The 18,086-nt window shown below is 62.4% G+C and carries 19 protein-coding genes and 1 pseudogene; 8 read left to right on the plus strand and 12 right to left on the minus strand.

What is annotated here, in order from left to right:
* Position 1: 1 nt before the first annotated feature.
* From RhoBH5_RS02705 to RhoBH5_RS02730, 6 genes and pseudogenes are all read right to left on the minus strand, one after another.
* Positions 2 to 457 (minus strand): flavodoxin family protein, encoded by a 456-nt coding sequence (locus tag RhoBH5_RS02705; RefSeq protein WP_219467555.1) that lies wholly within the window; start codon positions 455 to 457, stop codon positions 2 to 4.
* Positions 458 to 1,340: 883 nt separating this feature from the next.
* A pseudogene (locus RhoBH5_RS02710) lies at positions 1,341 to 1,556 on the minus strand (flavodoxin); the annotation flags it as partial.
* Between the two features lie 47 nt (positions 1,557 to 1,603).
* Positions 1,604 to 2,251, minus strand: coding sequence for an isochorismatase family protein (locus RhoBH5_RS02715; RefSeq protein ID WP_042922600.1), 648 nt, complete (start codon positions 2,249 to 2,251; stop codon positions 1,604 to 1,606).
* A gap of 37 nt (positions 2,252 to 2,288) precedes the next feature.
* Entirely contained in the window at positions 2,289 to 3,953 is a 1,665-nt protein-coding gene (locus RhoBH5_RS02720; RefSeq protein ID WP_219467558.1) for a (2,3-dihydroxybenzoyl)adenylate synthase, read from the minus strand.
* 41 nt (positions 3,954 to 3,994) lie between these two features.
* Positions 3,995 to 4,795 carry a 2,3-dihydro-2,3-dihydroxybenzoate dehydrogenase gene (locus RhoBH5_RS02725; RefSeq protein ID WP_219467561.1) on the minus strand — a complete coding sequence of 267 codons (801 nt, stop codon included), beginning with the start codon at positions 4,793 to 4,795 and terminating at the stop codon, positions 3,995 to 3,997.
* Positions 4,783 to 5,013, minus strand: coding sequence for a phosphopantetheine-binding protein (locus RhoBH5_RS02730; RefSeq protein WP_003942230.1), 231 nt, complete (start codon positions 5,011 to 5,013; stop codon positions 4,783 to 4,785). Before RhoBH5_RS02730 ends, RhoBH5_RS02725 begins: the two co-directional genes overlap by 13 nt.
* A gap of 200 nt (positions 5,014 to 5,213) precedes the next feature.
* On the opposite strand from RhoBH5_RS02730, the gene RhoBH5_RS02735 reads away from it, so the two are divergent.
* A complete protein-coding gene (locus tag RhoBH5_RS02735; RefSeq protein WP_020969440.1) occupies positions 5,214 to 6,371 on the plus strand; it encodes an isochorismate synthase in 1,158 nt (385 codons plus the stop codon).
* Between the two features lie 7 nt (positions 6,372 to 6,378).
* Here the strand turns inward: RhoBH5_RS02735 and RhoBH5_RS02740 are convergent, their stop codons facing one another.
* On the minus strand, positions 6,379 to 6,777 hold the full coding sequence (locus tag RhoBH5_RS02740) for a DUF1801 domain-containing protein (RefSeq protein WP_007735116.1): 399 nt from the start codon (positions 6,775 to 6,777) through the stop codon (positions 6,379 to 6,381).
* 200 nt (positions 6,778 to 6,977) lie between these two features.
* Here RhoBH5_RS02740 and RhoBH5_RS02745 point away from each other — a divergent pair, with 200 nt between their 5' ends.
* Together RhoBH5_RS02745 and RhoBH5_RS02750 are read left to right on the plus strand one after the other, a co-directional pair.
* Positions 6,978 to 7,925, plus strand: a complete 948-nt coding sequence (locus RhoBH5_RS02745; protein WP_058038678.1) for a hypothetical protein — start codon at positions 6,978 to 6,980, stop codon at positions 7,923 to 7,925.
* Between the two features lie 48 nt (positions 7,926 to 7,973).
* On the plus strand, positions 7,974 to 8,630 hold the full coding sequence (locus RhoBH5_RS02750) for a DUF3105 domain-containing protein (RefSeq protein ID WP_003942235.1): 657 nt from the start codon (positions 7,974 to 7,976) through the stop codon (positions 8,628 to 8,630).
* A 34-nt stretch (positions 8,631 to 8,664) separates the two neighbouring features.
* On the opposite strand, the gene RhoBH5_RS02755 is transcribed toward RhoBH5_RS02750, so the two are convergent.
* Together RhoBH5_RS02755 and dapB are read right to left on the minus strand one after the other, a co-directional pair.
* Complete coding sequence (locus tag RhoBH5_RS02755; protein ID WP_003942246.1) at positions 8,665 to 9,129, minus strand: hypothetical protein; 465 nt, start codon at positions 9,127 to 9,129, stop codon at positions 8,665 to 8,667.
* Positions 9,126 to 9,881 carry a 4-hydroxy-tetrahydrodipicolinate reductase gene (gene dapB, locus RhoBH5_RS02760; RefSeq protein ID WP_007735114.1) on the minus strand — a complete coding sequence of 252 codons (756 nt, stop codon included), beginning with the start codon at positions 9,879 to 9,881 and terminating at the stop codon, positions 9,126 to 9,128. Before dapB ends, RhoBH5_RS02755 begins: the two co-directional genes overlap by 4 nt.
* 111 nt (positions 9,882 to 9,992) lie before the next feature.
* On the opposite strand from dapB, the gene RhoBH5_RS02765 reads away from it, so the two are divergent.
* Both RhoBH5_RS02765 and RhoBH5_RS02770 read left to right on the plus strand, forming a co-directional pair.
* Positions 9,993 to 12,032 carry an ABC transporter ATP-binding protein gene (locus RhoBH5_RS02765; RefSeq protein ID WP_270007926.1) on the plus strand — a complete coding sequence of 680 codons (2,040 nt, stop codon included), beginning with the start codon at positions 9,993 to 9,995 and terminating at the stop codon, positions 12,030 to 12,032.
* Positions 12,029 to 12,763, plus strand: a complete 735-nt coding sequence (locus tag RhoBH5_RS02770; protein WP_042450697.1) for an energy-coupling factor transporter transmembrane component T family protein — start codon at positions 12,029 to 12,031, stop codon at positions 12,761 to 12,763. The genes RhoBH5_RS02765 and RhoBH5_RS02770 overlap by 4 nt, the downstream gene beginning before the upstream one ends.
* On the opposite strand, the gene RhoBH5_RS02775 is transcribed toward RhoBH5_RS02770, so the two are convergent.
* Positions 12,729 to 13,385 carry a TetR/AcrR family transcriptional regulator gene (locus RhoBH5_RS02775; protein WP_007735111.1) on the minus strand — a complete coding sequence of 219 codons (657 nt, stop codon included), beginning with the start codon at positions 13,383 to 13,385 and terminating at the stop codon, positions 12,729 to 12,731. The two genes, RhoBH5_RS02770 and RhoBH5_RS02775, sit on opposite strands and share 35 nt — an antisense overlap.
* A gap of 225 nt (positions 13,386 to 13,610) precedes the next feature.
* Between RhoBH5_RS02775 and RhoBH5_RS02780 the strand changes: the two genes are divergently transcribed.
* Both RhoBH5_RS02780 and RhoBH5_RS02785 read left to right on the plus strand, forming a co-directional pair.
* Positions 13,611 to 14,558, plus strand: a complete 948-nt coding sequence (locus RhoBH5_RS02780) for a metal-dependent hydrolase (RefSeq protein WP_030535581.1) — start codon at positions 13,611 to 13,613, stop codon at positions 14,556 to 14,558.
* A complete protein-coding gene (locus RhoBH5_RS02785) occupies positions 14,558 to 15,718 on the plus strand; it encodes a DUF7802 domain-containing protein (RefSeq protein WP_042450699.1) in 1,161 nt (386 codons plus the stop codon). Before RhoBH5_RS02780 ends, RhoBH5_RS02785 begins: the two co-directional genes overlap by 1 nt.
* A gap of 45 nt (positions 15,719 to 15,763) precedes the next feature.
* Here the strand turns inward: RhoBH5_RS02785 and RhoBH5_RS02790 are convergent, their stop codons facing one another.
* Positions 15,764 to 16,813, minus strand: a complete 1,050-nt coding sequence (locus RhoBH5_RS02790; protein WP_003942269.1) for a lipoate--protein ligase family protein — start codon at positions 16,811 to 16,813, stop codon at positions 15,764 to 15,766.
* A gap of 276 nt (positions 16,814 to 17,089) precedes the next feature.
* Between RhoBH5_RS02790 and RhoBH5_RS02795 the strand changes: the two genes are divergently transcribed.
* A complete protein-coding gene (locus tag RhoBH5_RS02795; protein WP_165638325.1) occupies positions 17,090 to 17,245 on the plus strand; it encodes a hypothetical protein in 156 nt (51 codons plus the stop codon).
* Positions 17,246 to 17,264: 19 nt separating this feature from the next.
* Here RhoBH5_RS02795 and RhoBH5_RS02800 read toward each other — a convergent pair whose 3' ends face one another.
* Positions 17,265 to 18,080 (minus strand): MerR family transcriptional regulator, encoded by an 816-nt coding sequence (locus RhoBH5_RS02800; RefSeq protein WP_047271490.1) that lies wholly within the window; start codon positions 18,078 to 18,080, stop codon positions 17,265 to 17,267.
* Positions 18,081 to 18,086 lie beyond the last annotated feature (6 nt).

Here is an 18,086-nt window from a genome sequence, read left to right on the forward strand (position 1 = left end):
CCTACTCCACCAACTGTGCGGCGACCGTCGCACCCAGCTCCCAACACCGCTCCAGGTCCGCCTTCTCGGGCTTGCCCGAGACGGTGACGTAGTCGGCCGCCTTCGCCCAACCGAGACCCGTGGTGATTGAATCCACGGCGCGTTCGGCTCCCTCAGTGCCCTCGTTGCCGTGCAGGTAGAGCCCGAACGGGCGGCCCCGCGTCGAGTCGAGAATCTGGTAGTAACTCTGATCGAACGCGTGCTTGAGGGCACCTGAAATCGACCCGAGGTTCGCCGGGCTGCCTAATAGGTACCCGTCGGCCTCCAAGAAGTCGCTCGCCGACACCGACAACGCCGCCCGGCGGACGACCTCCACGCCCTCGATCTCGGGGTCGGTCGCACCGCTGAGTACCGCCTCGAACATCGCCTGGCAGTACGGCGATGGCGTGTGGTGCACGATCAGCAGACGTGTTGACATTACGCTCCTTTATTCTAAGGACGGAGCATTCCGGGCGGCTCAACGGACCAAGTTCCGTCGTCACGACGACCGATAACACGGAGATCAACATTCTCAGCATATGGCAGGACGGGTCGCCCCGAAATAGACAGACCATCACCATTCCGAGTAGCGAAATGTTCAACTCGAATCGACCGATAAACCTTCGCAACCTGGACAGGGCCCCCGACGCTGTGCAATTCAGGATCGAGAGTTTGCTGGTATAGCGCTTCGAGGGGGTGATAGTCAACGGGCCCAGAAATGTCGCCAACGCCATACTGTTTGGCCACTTGACCAGTGAGATTCCGCCCACCGTCTCCGATTGCGCCGTACAGACGGACACCCCCGGGCTTACGGATCGACGGGGGCGGCGTACGCATCTTGTCGGCCTTGAACTCTGATGCAAGCCTGTCGAACCGGTATCGGTACAACAAAAAGCGCCCTTCCGACCAAGACCAACCACCCAGAAGGAACTCACACTCAGGCGGCGCTGCAGCAGCGGGCCCCTTCGCCTGCTCAAGCACAACGTTCAACACTCGCACTAGATGCCCTGCGTACTTCGGCAAATCCAGGGTACGGAGCAGAGAACCCTCGTATGCCCGAGTAGTTGCCAAAACCTGGAAAATGAGCGGAAGTGCACGCCACGTGTTGCCCGCGAAACCTAACAGTGCGTCGGACCTCCCGATGTCAAAGATTTTGGCACAGGCGTCCCACTCTTCGCCACCCCCCAGACGGCTGTCGCTGGCCATAACCAGTTCGGACAGCACGCCAACATCCCGCTCCCAGGCGACCACACTTGTCATGTCGCACTCCGAAGCAAGGCTGACCTGCGCCGGAACGCAATAGCAGGGTATACGTGACTTACGTGTTTCAGCGCCCCAGACATGTAACCGAAATTGGCGGTGGTACCGAAAAGATATCCGTCAGCAGCGAGTACGACGGGCACTGTCGCAGCCAACGCCGGCATCACCTTCACCTCGACGCCCTCGATCTCGGGATCGCGGGCCCCGGCAAGGACCGCATCCAACAATTCGTGGGTTGTCGGCGAGGGCGAGTGGTGAACCACCAACAAAGTCTTCACACACCTGACAATACGGCGACGGGTGGCGCACCCGTCGCCGTTCACGCCTACGCCGAAACCGTTTCCGCGCTCATCGCCTTGACCAGGTCGTCGGTTCGGGTGACCGAGGCGCAGCGCCCGGCCGCGTACTCGAGCGCGCCGACATGCTCGTCCAGGGAGAAGTCGGCTACCGCGTCGCCCACGAAGAAGATCTGCACGTCTTGCATGAACCCGTCCAAAGCGGTAGTCAGGCAACCGATGTGGGCATAGATTCCGGTGATGATCAGCTGGTCACGCCCACTCTCGCGCAGCCGCTCACGCAGATCTGTCTTGATGAAAGCGCTGTAGCGCCATTTTGTGAGCATCACGTCGTCCGGATGCGGAGCCAACTCGGCGATCACGTCGGTGTGAGCGGGATCTGCCTTCAGACCCGGTCCCCAGAAATCCGACAGCAACGCGCGCTCCTCGGGATCCTGATCACCGGGTTGCGCGGTGTAGACGATCGGGATTCCGGCAGCTCGCGCCGACGAACGAAGCCGGTCGATGTTCGGAACCACGGTTTGGAGCGGGTCGACGCTTCGGTCGTACGCGTTCACGAAATATTCCTGCATGTCGTGCAGAAGCAACAACGCTCGGGAAGGATCGAGAGTCCAGTCGACCCGATTCTGCGGAAACTCGGTGGGCATCTCGTATCGCACTGCTGTGGGTAGCGCCATGATGAATCTCCTCGAAAATGTGGGGGGTGGGAACCGATCAACTCGACAGAGTCTGTGCGGCAATCGATTCGCTGAGAACACGGCGCAAGGCCGCCTTGCTGGTCTTTCCGACGCCGGTGACGGGGAACTCGGTCACGAACTCCACTCGATCCGGAACCTTGTACGCCGCAACGCCTCGGCCTCGTATGTATCGCTTGATCTCGCCGACGGTCGGTGCATCTCCGGAAATCACCAGAACAGCACAGGTTCGTTCGCCCAGGTACTCGTCGGGAACGGCGACGACGGCCGCATCGTGGACAGCCGGATGCGAGAGCAGGTGGTTCTCGATCTCCTCGGCCGCAACCTTCTCACCGCCGCGGTTGATCTGGTCTTTTGCGCGCCCCTCGACTATCAGATGTCCTGAATCGGTGACGCTGACCAGATCGCCGGTGCGATAGAAACCTTCGGCGTCGAAGACCTCGGCATTGTGCGCATCCGCCCGGTAATAGCCACGGATCGTATACGGACCCCGAGTCAGTAAGTGCCCCGTGGTTCCGGGCGCGACGGGCGCGCCTTCGTCGTCGACCACACGAACCTCGTCGTCGGGTGAAATGGGCCGGCCCTGAGTGCTGACGATCAATTCTTGCGTGTCGTCGAGGCGGGTGTAGTTGACCAGCCCCTCGGCCATCCCGAACACCTGCTGGAGGGTGCAGCCCAGCTCCGTGGGTACGCGTGCAGCGGCTTCGGCGCTGAACTTCGCTCCGCCGACGCCGAGAACCCGCAAGCTCGACAGATCGTGATCTGCCTTACTGGGGGCGGCCATCCAGGCCAACGCGATCGGTGGGACCAAGGAAGCGTGCGTGACTCGCTCTGATTCGATCAGACCGAAAGCTGTGGAGGGCATGGTGTCCGGCGCCAGAACCACGGAGCCGCCCGCGTGGAGAACACCCAGGATGCCCGGCGAACTCATCGGAAAATTATGCGCTGCAGGGAGAACCACCAACATGCGCGTCGAGTCGTCGACGCCGCAGATCGGGTTGGACGCTCGCACCGAGTAGAGGTAGTCGGCGTGCGTTCGCGGAATCAGCTTCGGAACACCGGTCGTGCCACCGGAAAGCTGAAGAAAGGCGACCGACAACGGATCGACGTCGGCAAGAACGGGAACCTCGTATCCGCGCAGCGAATCGAAACCGACAAACTCTTCGGGGTCACCGGCCACGATCACAACAGGCGGAGTCTCGAGGCCTTCGTTCACCTCACGCGCCAGCGCGCGGTAGTCGAACCCGCCATGACGGTCGGCGACGATATAGGCAGCGACATCAGCGAACTGGCAGAAGTATCCGATTTCGGTTCGGCGATGCGCCGGCAACCCGAATACCGGCAGGGCGCCGAGCTTCAACACACCGAACAATGCTTCGACGTATTCCACGATGTTCGGCAGCTGCAGAAGCACCCGGTCACCGGCGCGAACACCCAAGCCGAACAGGCCTCCGGCCACGGCCGAGCTGCGACGATCGAGGTCGGAATATGTCAGCCGTGTCTGTGTGCCAGAGGCATCGCTGCCGACCACCGCTTCGTTGTCGGGATGCCGTGCGGCCGCGGCCGTGACGAATCCGGCCAGCGTCTCGTCAGTCCAATAGCCTCGTTCCCGATAATGCGTCACCAAATCGGGTGGATACTGTGCGACGGGTGCCAAGGGCTCGCGAGCGATCCTCGAGGTCATGCAAGTGACTCCTGTTCGAAAGTACTGTCAGCAAATACGTCTCACGCTTTGAGCGTCGCTCCACCGTCGACGTACAGCGCCTGCATGGTGATGTGGGCCGCCCGGTCGGACAGCAGGAAGTGCACCGACTCGGCGATATCGTCTGCGGTGGCCAGTTTTCCGAGCGGAATGCCCAGGCGATAGCTCGCCAGATTGCCTTCGATGACCGCGTCGGCACCCGAATCGTCGGAGGGGTCCGACCACAACGAACGCTGCATTGCGGTGTCGGTGGATCCCGGAGCGACCACGTTGACACGAATCCCGTCGGCGGCCAACTCCAGCCCAGCGGTTCGAACCAACATCGTCGCAGCAGCTTTGGACGAACCGTAAGCACCCATCCCGATACGTGGCACACCGGCTGCGTTGGACGAGACCACCACGATCGATCCGGTCCGCTGACGACGCATTTCCAGTCCCACACTTTGCAGCACGTTGAGCAAACCGAAGACGTTGACGCCGAATATCTTCCGCCACTGGTCTGGATCGGAGTCCAGCACCGATCCGGTGTCGAGAATTCCGGCGACGTGCGCGAGCGCGTCGATCCGGCCGAACGTGTCCATCGTCGAGGCCACTGCAGCGTCGACTGCCTGCCGATCGGTCACGTCCACGACGTGACTCTCGATATCGGCGCCTTCGACGATTGTTTCTGCCAATTCCGCAGTTACCCGCTTCAATTCGACGTCGTCGCGATCGAGCAACGCCAGCGAATACCCGTCGCGCGCAAGCGTACGGGCCACTGCGGCGCCGATCCCCGCCGCAGCACCGGTGACCACGGCGATTCGGCGCTCGCTCACTGCGGGCACAGGACCTGAACCCAGGCATTGATCGTGGGCTCTTCTGCCAACTCCGCGAAGTCGGCATCCGCGCCCGCTCCCCGCCACCGTTCGACGAGCGTCATCAAGCGAACCGAGTCAAGGCCTTCGTCACCCAGGTCCGCGTCGTCGCCGAGTTGTTCTGCCCTCATCGACAGAACCTCGGCGACGTCGCGCACGATCTGGTCACGGTCCACGGTGTTGCTCATCGGTCTCCTCGAGTAGTGGTCGACGCGCTCAGATCGAGCCAACCCAACCCTCGTGTCGACCCCGTCCGCACGCCTTGACTTTAGGCCAGCCTAACCATAACGGTACGGAAGTACACAACCCGGGCGCTCGCAACACAAATTCACCCAAACTAAGGCTAGCCTCAACATAACAAGCAATCTGTCGAACTGGAAGGGTGTCCATGTCAGCACTCGCCGAAGTCTCCGAATTCCCGTTGCGCAACAACCGGACTGACGATGAAACGGACTCCGTTTTCCTGCTCTCACGTAGGCAAACGTCGATCCGCACTTCGGGAGTAGTCGAAGAATTCGACTCGGCCTTCGACGCTGCCGAAGCCCTCAAGACCGGGCGCATCGACTCGGTCGTCGGCGCCCTGCCGTTCTCCCCGGAGACGCCGTCCGCCCTCACCGCGCCACTGAGTTTCACACGAGTCCGCGGTGATCTATATCACTCGAACATCCCGTCACTACCCACTTCGCGGGTAGCCGGATTCGAACCCAGCCCGCAGATCCACACCGACAGGGTCCGCGGAGCCATCGAGCGACTTCGAGCAGGCGAACTCGACAAAGTTGTCCTCGCACGCTCCCTGACCATCGAGGCCGAGTCCACGATCTTCCCCGCCGCTCTGGCCGAGAAACTGATTGCACTCGATCACGCGCACAACGGTTTCTGCGTCGACCTGTCCCCCGCCGGAGGAAAGTACCGCGGGCGATCGCTGGTCGGTTCGACGCCCGAGGTTCTGATCGAAAGGCGAGGCGGCGTCGTCACCTGCCACCCGCTGGCGGGCTCGATTGCACGCCATCCGAATTCGGATCAGGACGAGGCGAATGCCGAGCAACTCCGCGCGTCGACCAAAGATCTGGCCGAACACGCGTTTGTCGTCGACTCCATCAGCGCGATACTCGGACCACTGTGCACGTCCTTCAATGCACCCAGCGCACCGGAAATCCTTCGGACACCGCAACTGTGGCATCTCGGGACCAAGATCGAAGGTGTCCTGATCGACCCGAGCCTGACCTCGCTCGAACTCGCAATGGCGCTGCATCCGACTCCCGCTGTCTGCGGCACACCGACGGTCGCCGCACGCGAGCACATCACCGCAACCGAAGCCGATCGTGGGTTCTATGCCGGTGCCGTGGGCTGGTGCGACCGGACTGGAGACGGCGAGTGGATGGTAGCTATTCGTTGCGCCGAGATCGCAGCAGACGGCCTCTCGGCGCGGGCCTACGCCGGCGGCGGCATCGTCGCTACTTCCGACCCGGAAATCGAATTGAGAGAGACCAGTACAAAATTCCGCACGCTACTCAGTGCGTTCGACCTCGCTGAACATCATCTCTGACAGGGCGTCACTTCTTCGAGGTGTTCAGGGCAATCGCGGCGTGAACGAGTGCCTTGAACGCCTTTTCGTCGACGGCTTGGCCCTCGTGGAAATCGATCGCCCGTCGCGTATTGCCCTCGAGGCTGGAGTTGAAGAGTCCTGAAGCGTCGTCGAGTGATGCGCCTTTGGCAAAGGTCACCTTCACTGCGCTCTTGTAAGTCTCACCGGTACAGATCATTCCGGCGTGGTACCACACGGGAACACCTCGCCACTTCCATTCCTCCACCACATCCGGATCCACTTCTTTGATCAGAGTTCGTATCCGGGCGAGCATCTCGCCCCGCCAGTCTCCGAGTTCCTCGATTCGCTTGTCGATCAACCGAGACGGGGAATCTGCGCCTTGCTTGTCGGACTCACTCTTCGCCATCGCTTCGTCACTTCCTGCTCGTCGCCGCCGATCTCCGGTGAGTCGAGTATCCCCTCCTGCACGCGGATTCACTCGGTGAATCACTGACGCATCACGGCGTCTCGGCAGATGCGATTTCTTGCAGTTTCGGTCAAAGTGAGACGGACGTCCAGTATTCTCTGGGTACTAAGTCCCGATTCTTCGGCCTGGAGGACTGCATCGTGATCTGGAATCGACCGCTCACCCACTCAGTCGCTTGGGCTGCCGGATCGGTTGTTCTCGCCGCCGCGATTGTCGGCGTTCACACCGTTCCTGCGGCGGCGCAACAGGCCCGCGTCTTCGACGTACTGTGCACACCCACCGATGCAGGCCTTTCCGAGCTGTCCGGACTCACCGTCACCGCGGCCGGGATGTACGCAATCGGCGACAGCGGCTCCGACGATCGGGTCGCCGAACTCGATTCGAACTGCCACGTGCAGCGCTGGATCAGCGTGGGCACCCCTCGTGTCGACGTCGAGGATCTGTCGTCGACTCCCGACGGCCATCTGTGGCTGGCAGACATCGGCGACAACAACGCGGTACGAACGTCGGTCGGGCTGATCGAACTCGATCCGGCTTCAGGTGCGGCGACCTCCTACCCCCTGGTCTATCCCGACGGCGCGCACGACGCCGAGACACTACTGATCCAGAGCGACGGGGTTCCCGTCATCGTCACCAAGGACTACCTAGGTGCAAGCGTGGTCTACACAACCGCTGAGCGACAGCAGGTTCAGGATCTGAGTACGGGCTCGCCGACCATGTTGGCCAAAGTAGGTCAGCTCAGATTTACTCCCACCCTCACACCCGGTGGGCCCGTTCCCCACGCCGGAACGATGGCTGTCACCGGCGGCGCCGTGAGCAAGGACGGCACGGTGGTAGCGCTCCGCACGTATACCGACGCTTACCTGTACGCAGCTCCCGACGGCGATATCGTGAAAGCGTTGAACACCAACCCGATTCGCGTCCCCCTTCCCGACGAGCCACAAGGTGAGGCGATCGCGTTCGACGCTGCCGGTGATCTGATCAGTGGCTCCGAGGCATACCGAGGGCCATTACCACCAATCCGAATTCTTCGCGGCGCCAGCGACATCGCACTGTCGGGCGGAGCGAGCGGCTCTCTCGGGTCGTAGTCGATTCGCGTCCCCGGGAAAGCGGACAGGCGCCGCTATCATGGCCGAGTGAACAAACAACTTCGAGCGACAGTGGTGGTCTCGGCAGTTCTCGCACTGGCTTCGTGTGCGAATTCCCTCGAAGGATCACCGCGCCCGGATGCGTTTGTTCCGAGCATCGACAACCCGGATCCGTCCGAAGCCATCGACGGAGTTGTCACGGTCGACTACCCAGCAGCCCAACACGTACGCCCGAACGAACGCGTGGCGTACACATATTCACCGCCCTTCGGAGGCCGTCATGACTCGGTCTGGGCAAACTGCACCGGAGTTGTTTATCCACAAGCGATTCGGACCGAGAATGCGGTCCATTCTCTCGAGCACGGGGCCGTGTGGATCACGTACAACCCCGACCTCGTCTCGAGCGAGGATCAGGCTCGCTTGGCACAGCGAGTCGAGGGCATGAGCTACACGTTGATGTCGCCGTATCCGACCCTGGATTCGCCGATCTCGCTGCAGTCGTGGGGCCGTCAGCTCAAGCTCGACAACGCCGCGGACGCGCGCATCGATCAGTTCGTCTCGGCTCTGCGCGTCAACCCGAACACGTATCCCGAAGTGGGCGCGACCTGTTCGGTGCCGGTGACGAGCTTCGACCCGAACAACCCGCCGCCATTCGACCCCACCACTCCGGATCCGTCATCTCCCACAACCGTTCCGGAGCGGTAGCGTCTCAGCAGGCCCCGCTTCGCGGCGTAGACACCTACTTGCCTCGTGAACGGCGTTCCAGTTCGACTGCCCGTCGCATGGTTTCCCGAGCCCGGCTTCGGTCACCGGCATAGTCGTAGGCGCGAGCGAGTCGGAAGTTCTGCTTCCAGTTGTCCGGGTCTGCTTCCCAGTCGACCTTGATCTGGGCGAACAACTCGTCGGCGGCCGCTCGCTCGATCCGGCCCGAAGGCAATTTCGGAAGCGCAGACGCATCGACAGCGAGGCCCTCGTCGTGAATCTGCTGCGCGAGGCGCTGGTGCGTGAAGCCGGCACGGAGCGTGGCGATGACGAGCCACAGCCCCAGGAACGGCAGGATCAGCACGCCGATCCCGAGACCGATCGCGGCGCCGCCACCGTCCTGGATGAGCTGGATTCCGCGCTGGCCGAGCAGCACGAAGTACACCGCGAGCGCGATGCAAATCGCGACGATCAGTGCGACGGTGCGGGTGGTCTTGTTCATAGATCGAGAAAGGAATCGATACCGACCGTCAGACCCGGACGCGAGCCGATCTGGCGGACACCGAGCAGAACGCCCGGCGCGAACGAATTCCGGTCGATCGAGTCGTGGCGAATGGTCAGTGTCTCGCCCTGAGTTCCGAGAATCACTTCCTGATGCGCGACCAGTCCGGCCATCCGCACGGAGTGAACCCGGACGCCGTCGACGTCGGCTCCGCGCGCACCCTCGAGCTCGGTCGTGGTGGCGTCAGGGCTGCGTCCGACGCCTGCTTCCGCGCGAGCCTCGGCGATCATGGCGGCCGTTCGGTATGCGGTGCCCGAGGGAGCATCTGCCTTGTTGGGGTGATGGAGTTCGATGACCTCGACGGAATCGAAGAAGCGCGCCGCGGCAGCCGAGAAGCGCATCAACAGCACAGCACCGATGGCGAAGTTCGGGGCGATCAGAACACCCGTTGCCGGCTGGGCGTCGAGCCAGGACTGAACAGTCGCAAGCCTGGACTCGTCGAAACCGGTGGTGCCGATCACTGCATGAATTCCGTTGGCCACGAGGAATTCCAGATTTCCCATGACGACGTCGGGGTGCGTGAAATCGACCACTACCTGAGTGCGGGTGTCGACAAACGTCTCGATGCGATCACCGGTGTCGACCTGAGCGACGAGTTCCAGATCGGGAGCAGCTTCCACTGCCTCGCAGATCGCTCGACCGACCTTGCCCTTGGCTCCCAGAACCCCGACCCTGATGGGTGCTGCACTCACGTCTTCCACGCTCCGTCCGATGCATTGTTTGAGGTGAAGCCTACGCAATCACCCCGATGCGCTCACCATCAGTCGGGCGGGAGTTATGTCACCACTGGCACACTGGACGTAGTGAGCAACCGTCCGCAAGTCCGCGAAACCGGCAACCTTCGACCACTCGAGTTGGCAACGGGTGCCGTCATGGCCGGATTCACGGTCGCGTTGTCCGTCATTGCCACGGTCATCCCCATGGCCAGCGCCCTCAACCTCGTGGCCGCCGTTCCGATGGGAATTGTTGCCCAGCGCTTCCGAGTCCGCGCCGTGACGACGGCCGGTATCTCGGCCACGGCAGTCGCCTTTGTCGCGGCGGGTTCGGGATCTGCGGCGGCGGTCGCATTGAGCGCTCTCCTCGGCGGAATCATCGGTACGGTCAAGCGGCGCGGTCTCGGCTTCGTCTCCGCATTGCTGTCGTCATTGGTCATCGGGCCCGCGCTGGCGTTGTTCTCCATAGTCCTGTTGCTTGTTCTCGCTCCGCTGCGCACCTTGTTGTTGACCTCGCTCGAGAACACCGCGTTGGGCGTGGCCGAGATCTTGAAGCGTGCCCCCACACTGGTCGGCGCAGCCGAATGGATCGAGAACAGCATCGGCTCGATCATCGACTACTGGTGGTTGTGGATCGGCGTGTCCATCATCTCCGGAATCGTCCTCAGTACCGTCGTCTCCTATTTCGTCCTCGGCGCCGTCCTCGACCGATTGGCTGCACTCCCTTCGGCCGACCCGCTCCAGACAGCACCCGACGACCGTCCGATCGATCCTCTGCCGGTCACTTTCGATCACGTGGGCTTCACCTATCCGGGTGCAACGACACCGGCCCTCGTCGACGTCAACTTCACCGTGCGACGAGGAGAGTTCGTCACGGTCGTCGGCCACAACGGCTCGGGCAAGTCCACACTCACCCGGTTGCTCGCCGGTCGCGCGCTGACTGTCGGGACGCTGACGAGACCCGGGTCCGCCGGTCTCGGCCGACACGGCGGAACCGCCGTCGTCCTCCAACGACCCGAAAGCCAGATCCTCGGAACCCGCGTCGCGGACGACGTCGTCTGGGGGCTCCCCCCCGAGTCGCATCCCGACGTCGATGCACTGCTGGCCGAGGTGGGACTCGCGGGCATGGGTATGCGTGAGACCTCCGGGCTGTCCGGTGGCGAGATGCAACGTCTGGCTGTTGCAGCCGCGCTGGCGCGGCGCCCCGCTCTGCTGATCGCGGACGAAGCCACCGCGATGGTCGATCAGGCCGGCCGGGAGGAATTGGTCTCGCTCCTTGCCGAACTTCCGCGACGCCACCCGATGGCCGTGGTACTGGTCACCCATCACCACGCCGACACCCGCAACGCAGATCGGGTGATTCAACTACAACGCGGACGGCAGATCGATCACCAACCCGGTTGGATGACGTCGACGTTCGGGGGTCCGCCGTCTGCGCCGTGGCCGGTCAGCACTCGAGCTGTCCTCCAACTCACCGATGTCACCCACACGTACAACGACCGGACTCCGTGGTCGCGGCGCGCACTGTCGGACGTCAACCTCACAATCTGCGACGGCGACGGGCTGCTGGTTCTGGGCGGCAACGGTTCCGGTAAATCGACTCTGGCCTGGATCATGGCGGGCTTGATCGCACCGAGCAAGGGAACCGCAGTCTTCGACGGCAAACCCGTCTCACGCCAACTCGGCACCGTCGGTCTCACGTTCCAGCATTCGCGACTGCAGCTGCAACGCCGAACCGTCGCCGAAGACATCGAGGCCGCCGGAGGTCCGGAGATCGGATCGGTGCAAGTCTCGTGGGCGCTCGACGCCGTCGGACTCGACCGTCACATCGCCGGCCGCAGCATCGACGAGTTGAGCGGCGGACAGATGCGACGCGTCGTCCTGGCCGGTCTCCTCGTGCGCCAACCGCGGGTACTCATCCTCGACGAACCGTTGGCCGGTCTCGATCCACCCGGTCGACACGAAATCCTGAACGTACTCAGGTGGATTCGTCGGAACGGAACCGCAGTAGTCGTCATCTCCCACGATGTCGACGGCATGGACGCCGTGTGCAGCAGAACAATTCGACTGTCGGAGGGTCGCATCCTCGACCCTGCCGCCAGCAGCGCCTTGGAAGGATCGACGACGTGACAACACTTCTGCGCGAAGTCCCGACTTCATCGCCGATCCACCGATTGTGGGCCGGAACGAAGATCGTTGCCGTCGTTCTCGTCAGCATCGTGGTCGTGACCGCTCCGTCCTGGCCGGCGATCGGCGTCGTACTCGGATTGTTGTTGCTGACCGCGGTGATCGGACGCATCCCCCCGACTGCAGTTCCGCGACCTCCGTGGTGGTTGTGGGCGCTGATCCTGCTCGGCGCGTTGATCAATCTTCCGATCGGCCTCGACGCAGTCTTCATCTACCTGCAAGCTGTGACGTTCGGTCTTGTATTGCTCTGCGTCTCACTGATGTTGGCATGGACCACGTCGATGAGCGATGTGGCGCCGGCACTGGCAACGCTCGGTAGACCGCTGCGATTCCTCAAGATCCCGGTCGACGAGTGGGCGATCGCGACGGCCCTCTGCATTCGTTCACTTCCGCTCTTGATCGACGAGATGCTCACCCTGGTGGCGGCGCGACGACTACGCCCGAAAGCTGTGGTGAACAGCGCTGCCGACAATTCGATAGTCGATCTGATCACCACGACCATGTCGGTGGCAATTCGGCGCTCTGCCGAGATGGGTGAAGCGATCTCCGCTCGCGGGGGCACCGGTTTGATCGCGGCGTACCCCAAGCGCCCTCAGCTCGCCGACCTGTTCGCGCTGATCGTCGTCATCGCCGCGTGCGTCAGCGCGGTTGTTTTGACTCTGGTTCTGCGCTGATCGGATCTCCGCTGACAGAATTTCCCTGGGCGATGATCGCAGAACCCATCCAGCGCCGTAGGTATCGCCGCAGTTCCTCGTCGCTCCGCTTCGGGTCGCCGGGCGCGAGGAAAAACGACTGCATCGTCCGCAGGACGTATTCGACCAGTTCCTGAAGTGATGCGTCGTCGTATCCGAAACGCACCCAGTCCACGTCGAAGCGGGTGATCATCGCCATTCCGAAGGCCTGCGCCTCCTGAGAGGTCAGACCTTCGGGATGAAGACTCGAATTCGTGCTGGTGAGCAGAATGCCGAGATGCGGCGTTCGGTGGACCTGGGTCAGGGTGTAGACGACACCCTCGGTCATCGCCTCGACGGGATCTTCGATGCCGCTCACGTGTGTGGTGAGCCGATCGAGGTAGCCGTCGACCGACGCGATTGCAGCTGCCCGCATCAGAGCGTCAGCGCTGGGGAAGTATCGATACACGGTCTGCCGGATCACGCCCAGTGACTCGGCGACGTCGCCGATGCTGATTTCCGAACTCGTCCGTCCGATCAACTCGACCGCGGCCTCGACAATGCGACGAGACGCATCTTCGTCACTGTCCGGTGGATTGCCGCCCCACCCACGCCTTCGTGCCACTGCCCACTTCCTCGCTCGAACGAGGCTCGAACCATGTCTTTGCGCTCGAAGTCCAAGAGCCACAGGCTAACACAGGCAGGTTTTGCATCTGCGCCCCTCGAATTCACTCCCCTCGCCGAAAGTGAACATACAACTGCACACCAATATGTATGATTACCGCCACACGTGGCTTCGAGTGCCAGAGCGGCCACCTGACCAGCCCCTCCGAAAGACGAGGTTCGACAAGTGACCAACCTTCAACCCCGAAAAATGGACTTCGGATTCGAGGATCAGGACGTTCCCTTCCTGTGGAACCCGGAGAATCCGGCCTGGTCGAGCATGTCCAACGCGGTCTCGTTCCTGGCCATCGGTTTCGAGAAGATGATCGTGAAGATGATCATGCAGACCAAGTCGCGGATCAGCGATCCTGAAGTGGCCGAGGAAGCCGTGGCGTTCATGCGTCAGGAAGGCCATCACTCGACCGCGCACCGCCAGCATGTGAAGGCTCTGATCAGGCGCTACCCCGGACTACAGAACACGCTCGACGCTGTGATCGGTGAATTCGATCTACTGACCGAGGCGACCTCGCTGAACTACCGGCTTGCATACACCGCGGACCTGGAGGCGACCTTCACTCCGGTGTTCAAGCTGATGCTCGACAACGAGGCGACCTTGTTCCGCCCGGGAGACGACCGCGTCGCGTCGCTGTTCATCTGGCACTTCGTCGAGGAGGTCGAGCATCGCAGCTCGGCTCTGATCATCTTCAATTCCGTTGTCGGAAGCGAGCTTTACCGGATGCGGATGGCACCGTCGATCTTCGCGCACGTGATGAAGGTGATTCGTATCGCCTGCGCAGGCTTCAACCAGCACGTTCCGCTCTCCGAGCGGCAAGTCGACTCACTGTCGATGTTCGCCACCCACCGCACCAAGCAGAAGATTCTGACGTCGTTCGCTCCGTATCTGACCAAGGGCACGATGCCTCGCGCCTTCGATCACCTTCAACTCGGAGAACAACTCGTTGCACTCGGCGGTGTCTTCCGCAGCCAGATGCCCAATCACAACCCGGACCACGAGAAACTCCCCGCACTCGCCGACCAGTGGTTCAAGCGTTACGACGACGGCTACGACTGCACACGCTGGTACACCGCCGAATCTCAGGCACAAGCCGAGTCGATCACGTCAGGGGCCAACTGATGGCAGAACACTGCTCCCCCACGTTTTCCCAGCTCGCAACAGAACTCGGTTTCTCCTGTCAGGAAGCAGGTGGACTCGTCGAGTTCCGTAACCCGGCGGCGCTGGAGAACTGGACCCTGCCCGTCCTCGAATGGACCATCATCGTCGGCTCGGTGCTCGCACTGGTCCTGGCGATCGTGCGGTTGCGCCGCAACGGCGACCCCACCAATCTGGTTCTCTGGTTCGGCGCCACCGCCTACCTGTTCATCATCGAGCCTCCGCTGTACTTCCCGGCGGCGTTCGGCATCGAAGAACAAGTGGACACGATGTTCGCGCACAACGTGTTCACCGTCGACTTCATGTGGGGTCGACTGCCGCTGTACATCGTTGCCATCTATCCACTGATGGCGACGTTGGCCTTCGAAATAGTCAGAATGCTCGGCGTTTTCCGCAGATACGGTCCACTACTGGGCGCTGTCTGCGTCGGCTTCGTCCACCATGCGTTCTACGAAATCTTCGACCACCTGGGGCCCCAGTTGCGGTGGTGGGAGTGGTCGACGTCGAACCCGATCAACCAACCCATGTTCGACGCGGTTCCACTTCCCAGCGTGGTCGTCTTCGCCGCGCTGTGGCCGATGTCGTTGGCATTCTGCGTCCAGTACTTCGTCGGACGGCACGTCGATGCCGGCAAGCACTTCTCCGGACTTCAATTGGTATGGCGCACCATCGTGATCGGCCTGCTGGCCTCGCTGGGTACGTTCATTCTCCCGCTCCCGGCGACGGTCTTCGGTATAGGAAGCGACACTGTCCGCGGGTTCCTCTACGCCGCTGAACTTGCAGTCCTCACAGTGGTCGCGATCGTGGTTCTCGTCCGCCAATGGACGCACCTGCGCTCGGCAGAATCGAACACTCCTGCACACACCAACAGGTTCGTGCAGATCTACAGCGTGGTGTACCTGGTTGTCATGGCCGTCCTGTGGGCGAGTGCGCTTCCCGACTTCTTCGACGCGGTCGACGGTTCCACCAGCGCTGGAGATCCCATCGGGAACCTCTGGTACACAGTGGCGTGCTTCGTCATCGCAATCCTGTGCGTGAGCGCAACTTTCACCATTCCGAAGCGGAACTCCGGGACGGCCGACGCCGAGCTCCTCGGGGCAAACTCAGCGACTCCGGCTACCTAGGCGACCGGGACGAGACCGCTCGGGTCTCGTCCCGGTTTCTCGGTTTCACGGGACGCGGTGAGTCCACTCTTCGGTTCTGAACTTCGTGTCCACCAGCTTGCGCGCCTGCTCCAACTCCGAGTCCGTGTAATCGCTGTCGTGGGTGTCGTATTGACCTCGAAAGTGCTGCGCAAACGACTCCAGGATTGCTGCACGCGTCATTCCGGTCTGCGAACGCAGCGGATCGACGCGCTTGGCCGCACTCTTGGTTCCCTTGTCCGACATCTTCTCTCGTCCGATTCGCAACACCTGCGTCATCTTCTCAGCGTCGATGTCGTAGGCCATGGTCACGTGATGGAGCACAGTGCCGGACGCGAATCGCTTCTGAGCGGCGCCGGCGATCTTGCCCTTGTCCGAGGCGATATCGTTGAGCGGCACATACCGAGCGTTGATACCGACCTCGGCAAGCGCTCCCATGACCCACTGATCGAGAAACGCGTAGGACTGCTCGAAACTCAAACCCTCGACCAATGACGCCGGTACTGCCAACGAGTACGTGATGCAGTTGCCCGGTTCCATGAACATCGCGCCGCCACCGGAGATTCGGCGCACCACCCCGATGCCGTACCGCGCGGCCGCCTCGGAGTCGACCTCGTTACGCACGGACTGGAACGATCCGATCACGACCAAGGGCGAGTCCCAGTCCCAGAAACGCAATGTCGGCGGACGCTCACCCGATGCGACCTCACGCGCGATGACCTCGTCCAGCGCGACGTGCATCGCGGGATCGAGAACCACCGGCGGGATGAGGTCGAAGGTGTGATCCGCCCAGCTCGTGGCGTGGCCGAGTGCGCGCCGGATCGCGATGCCGACCGACTGCGGCGTGAAGCCGATCATCGAGACGGACTCGTCGAGCGCAGTGGAGATGGCATGCGCCAACTGTTCTGCATCCGAGTCGGCGGGCATTCCGCGCAACGCCGCGTTGATGTCGTCGAGCGCGCTGTCGGGCTCGAGGAAGAAGTCCCCCGAGACTGCGACTTCGGACAGCCGACCGTCCGCCACCTCGACGTCGACCGCGACCAGTTTTCCACCAGGAACCTTGTACTCTCCACGCATCCGTCCAGCCTATCCCTGCGGGATCCTCTGCGGTGAGCGCCGTCGAAGATCACACCCCGCGCGCAGTGCGCATCTGTTCGGAAGGCAGGGCGATCAAGTAACCACACCTGTAAGTCGCTGCGGGGCTGCACAATCGCGCGGACGGGACCGCACGTGTCGACCCCTGGCAATTTGGCCGAGCAACGGCCCTGCTTCTGCCGACAGGCGAGATGATCTCTGTGGTGGGAGGATTGCCGCAACGAGCCAACTCCCTGGCGAGCCACAACGGAGGTAGACATGAAGGTCCCGGCGTTCCACTCGACGGTTCCTTCGGATCTCGACGTCTATCACGACAACGAAAGCTGCATTTTGGCCGCGCGCATCGCAGTGTCCCATCGTGCCCACGGAGTCGACGGCCGACCGTGGTGCACTGCGTGTGCGTCTTTGGACTGACGAGCGACCACCAGCTCACTCACACCCACGTCGCCGATTCGGGGGCAACCCCGTTGGCCCGAGCATTCGCATCGATGACAGCGCGGAGCCACACTGTCAGACCGGTCTCGACCTGCTCGTAGAACGCGGTGAATCCCGGATCGGCCACGTACATCCGTCCCAGACACACCTGCATCGAATGTGTGCAGTCGAAGTAAACCCCGATCGACGCTCGGTGCCGTTCTGCCAGCAAATTCGCCTCGCCGCTTCCCGGTTCGACACCGGATCGGCAGGCCAGCGCCAGATCTTCGTTGAGCGTCTCGACGCAGTCGGCGATCTTCTGCCAATCCTCAGCGGTCCTACCCGCCGACCGTTCCGCGTGCTGCGCCCACTGCGCACTGTCACCCCAACGCTCGTGCGCCTCAGGTCCCCATGACGGCTGCCAGTGTCGGCCGAAGATCGAGACCTGCTCGTGTGCCGGCAACAGCACACCCGACTTCCTGGCATCGATGATGCGATCCAAGGACTCGCCCAGTTCCTCCAAGTCGGCTATCCGTTGCCGCAACTCGGCGCGCTGCCCACGCAGCGTCTCGTCCACGTGGGCTGCGGGCGCATCGAGCAATATCCCGATCTCGTCGAGCGACAAACCCACGTCACGGTAGACAAGCACCCGGCCGATGCGACCGAGGTCCGCGTCGGTGTACAGCCGGTAGCCCCCGTCACTGCGCCCGGACGGACGCACCAAACCGATTGCGTCCCAATGATGGAGGGTACGTACGGTTATGCCTAGTCGTGATGCGGCAGCACCGACAGTGAGAGCACTGTCTGCCTCGTCTCCGAAGAGTTGGTCCGTCACGTGATC

It is taken from the genome of Rhodococcus sp. BH5 (assembly GCF_027583855.1).
Lineage (GTDB): Bacteria > Actinomycetota > Actinomycetes > Mycobacteriales > Mycobacteriaceae > Rhodococcus_F > Rhodococcus_F qingshengii.

Coding starts and splice junctions, on each gene's coding strand:
- RhoBH5_RS02705 (WP_219467555.1), bottom strand. CDS start 457: ATGTCAACACGTCTGCTGATCGTGCACCACACGCCATCGCCGTACTGC.
- RhoBH5_RS02715 (WP_042922600.1), bottom strand. CDS start 2,251: ATGGCGCTACCCACAGCAGTGCGATACGAGATGCCCACCGAGTTTCCG.
- RhoBH5_RS02720 (WP_219467558.1), bottom strand. CDS start 3,953: ATGACCTCGAGGATCGCTCGCGAGCCCTTGGCACCCGTCGCACAGTAT.
- RhoBH5_RS02730 (WP_003942230.1), bottom strand. CDS start 5,013: ATGAGCAACACCGTGGACCGTGACCAGATCGTGCGCGACGTCGCCGAG.
- RhoBH5_RS02735 (WP_020969440.1), top strand. CDS start 5,214: ATGTCAGCACTCGCCGAAGTCTCCGAATTCCCGTTGCGCAACAACCGG.
- RhoBH5_RS02740 (WP_007735116.1), bottom strand. CDS start 6,777: ATGGCGAAGAGTGAGTCCGACAAGCAAGGCGCAGATTCCCCGTCTCGG.
- RhoBH5_RS02755 (WP_003942246.1), bottom strand. CDS start 9,129: ATGAACAAGACCACCCGCACCGTCGCACTGATCGTCGCGATTTGCATC.
- RhoBH5_RS02785 (WP_042450699.1), top strand. CDS start 14,558: ATGGCAGAACACTGCTCCCCCACGTTTTCCCAGCTCGCAACAGAACTC.
- RhoBH5_RS02790 (WP_003942269.1), bottom strand. CDS start 16,813: ATGCGTGGAGAGTACAAGGTTCCTGGTGGAAAACTGGTCGCGGTCGAC.
- RhoBH5_RS02795 (WP_165638325.1), top strand. CDS start 17,090: ATGAAGGTCCCGGCGTTCCACTCGACGGTTCCTTCGGATCTCGACGTC.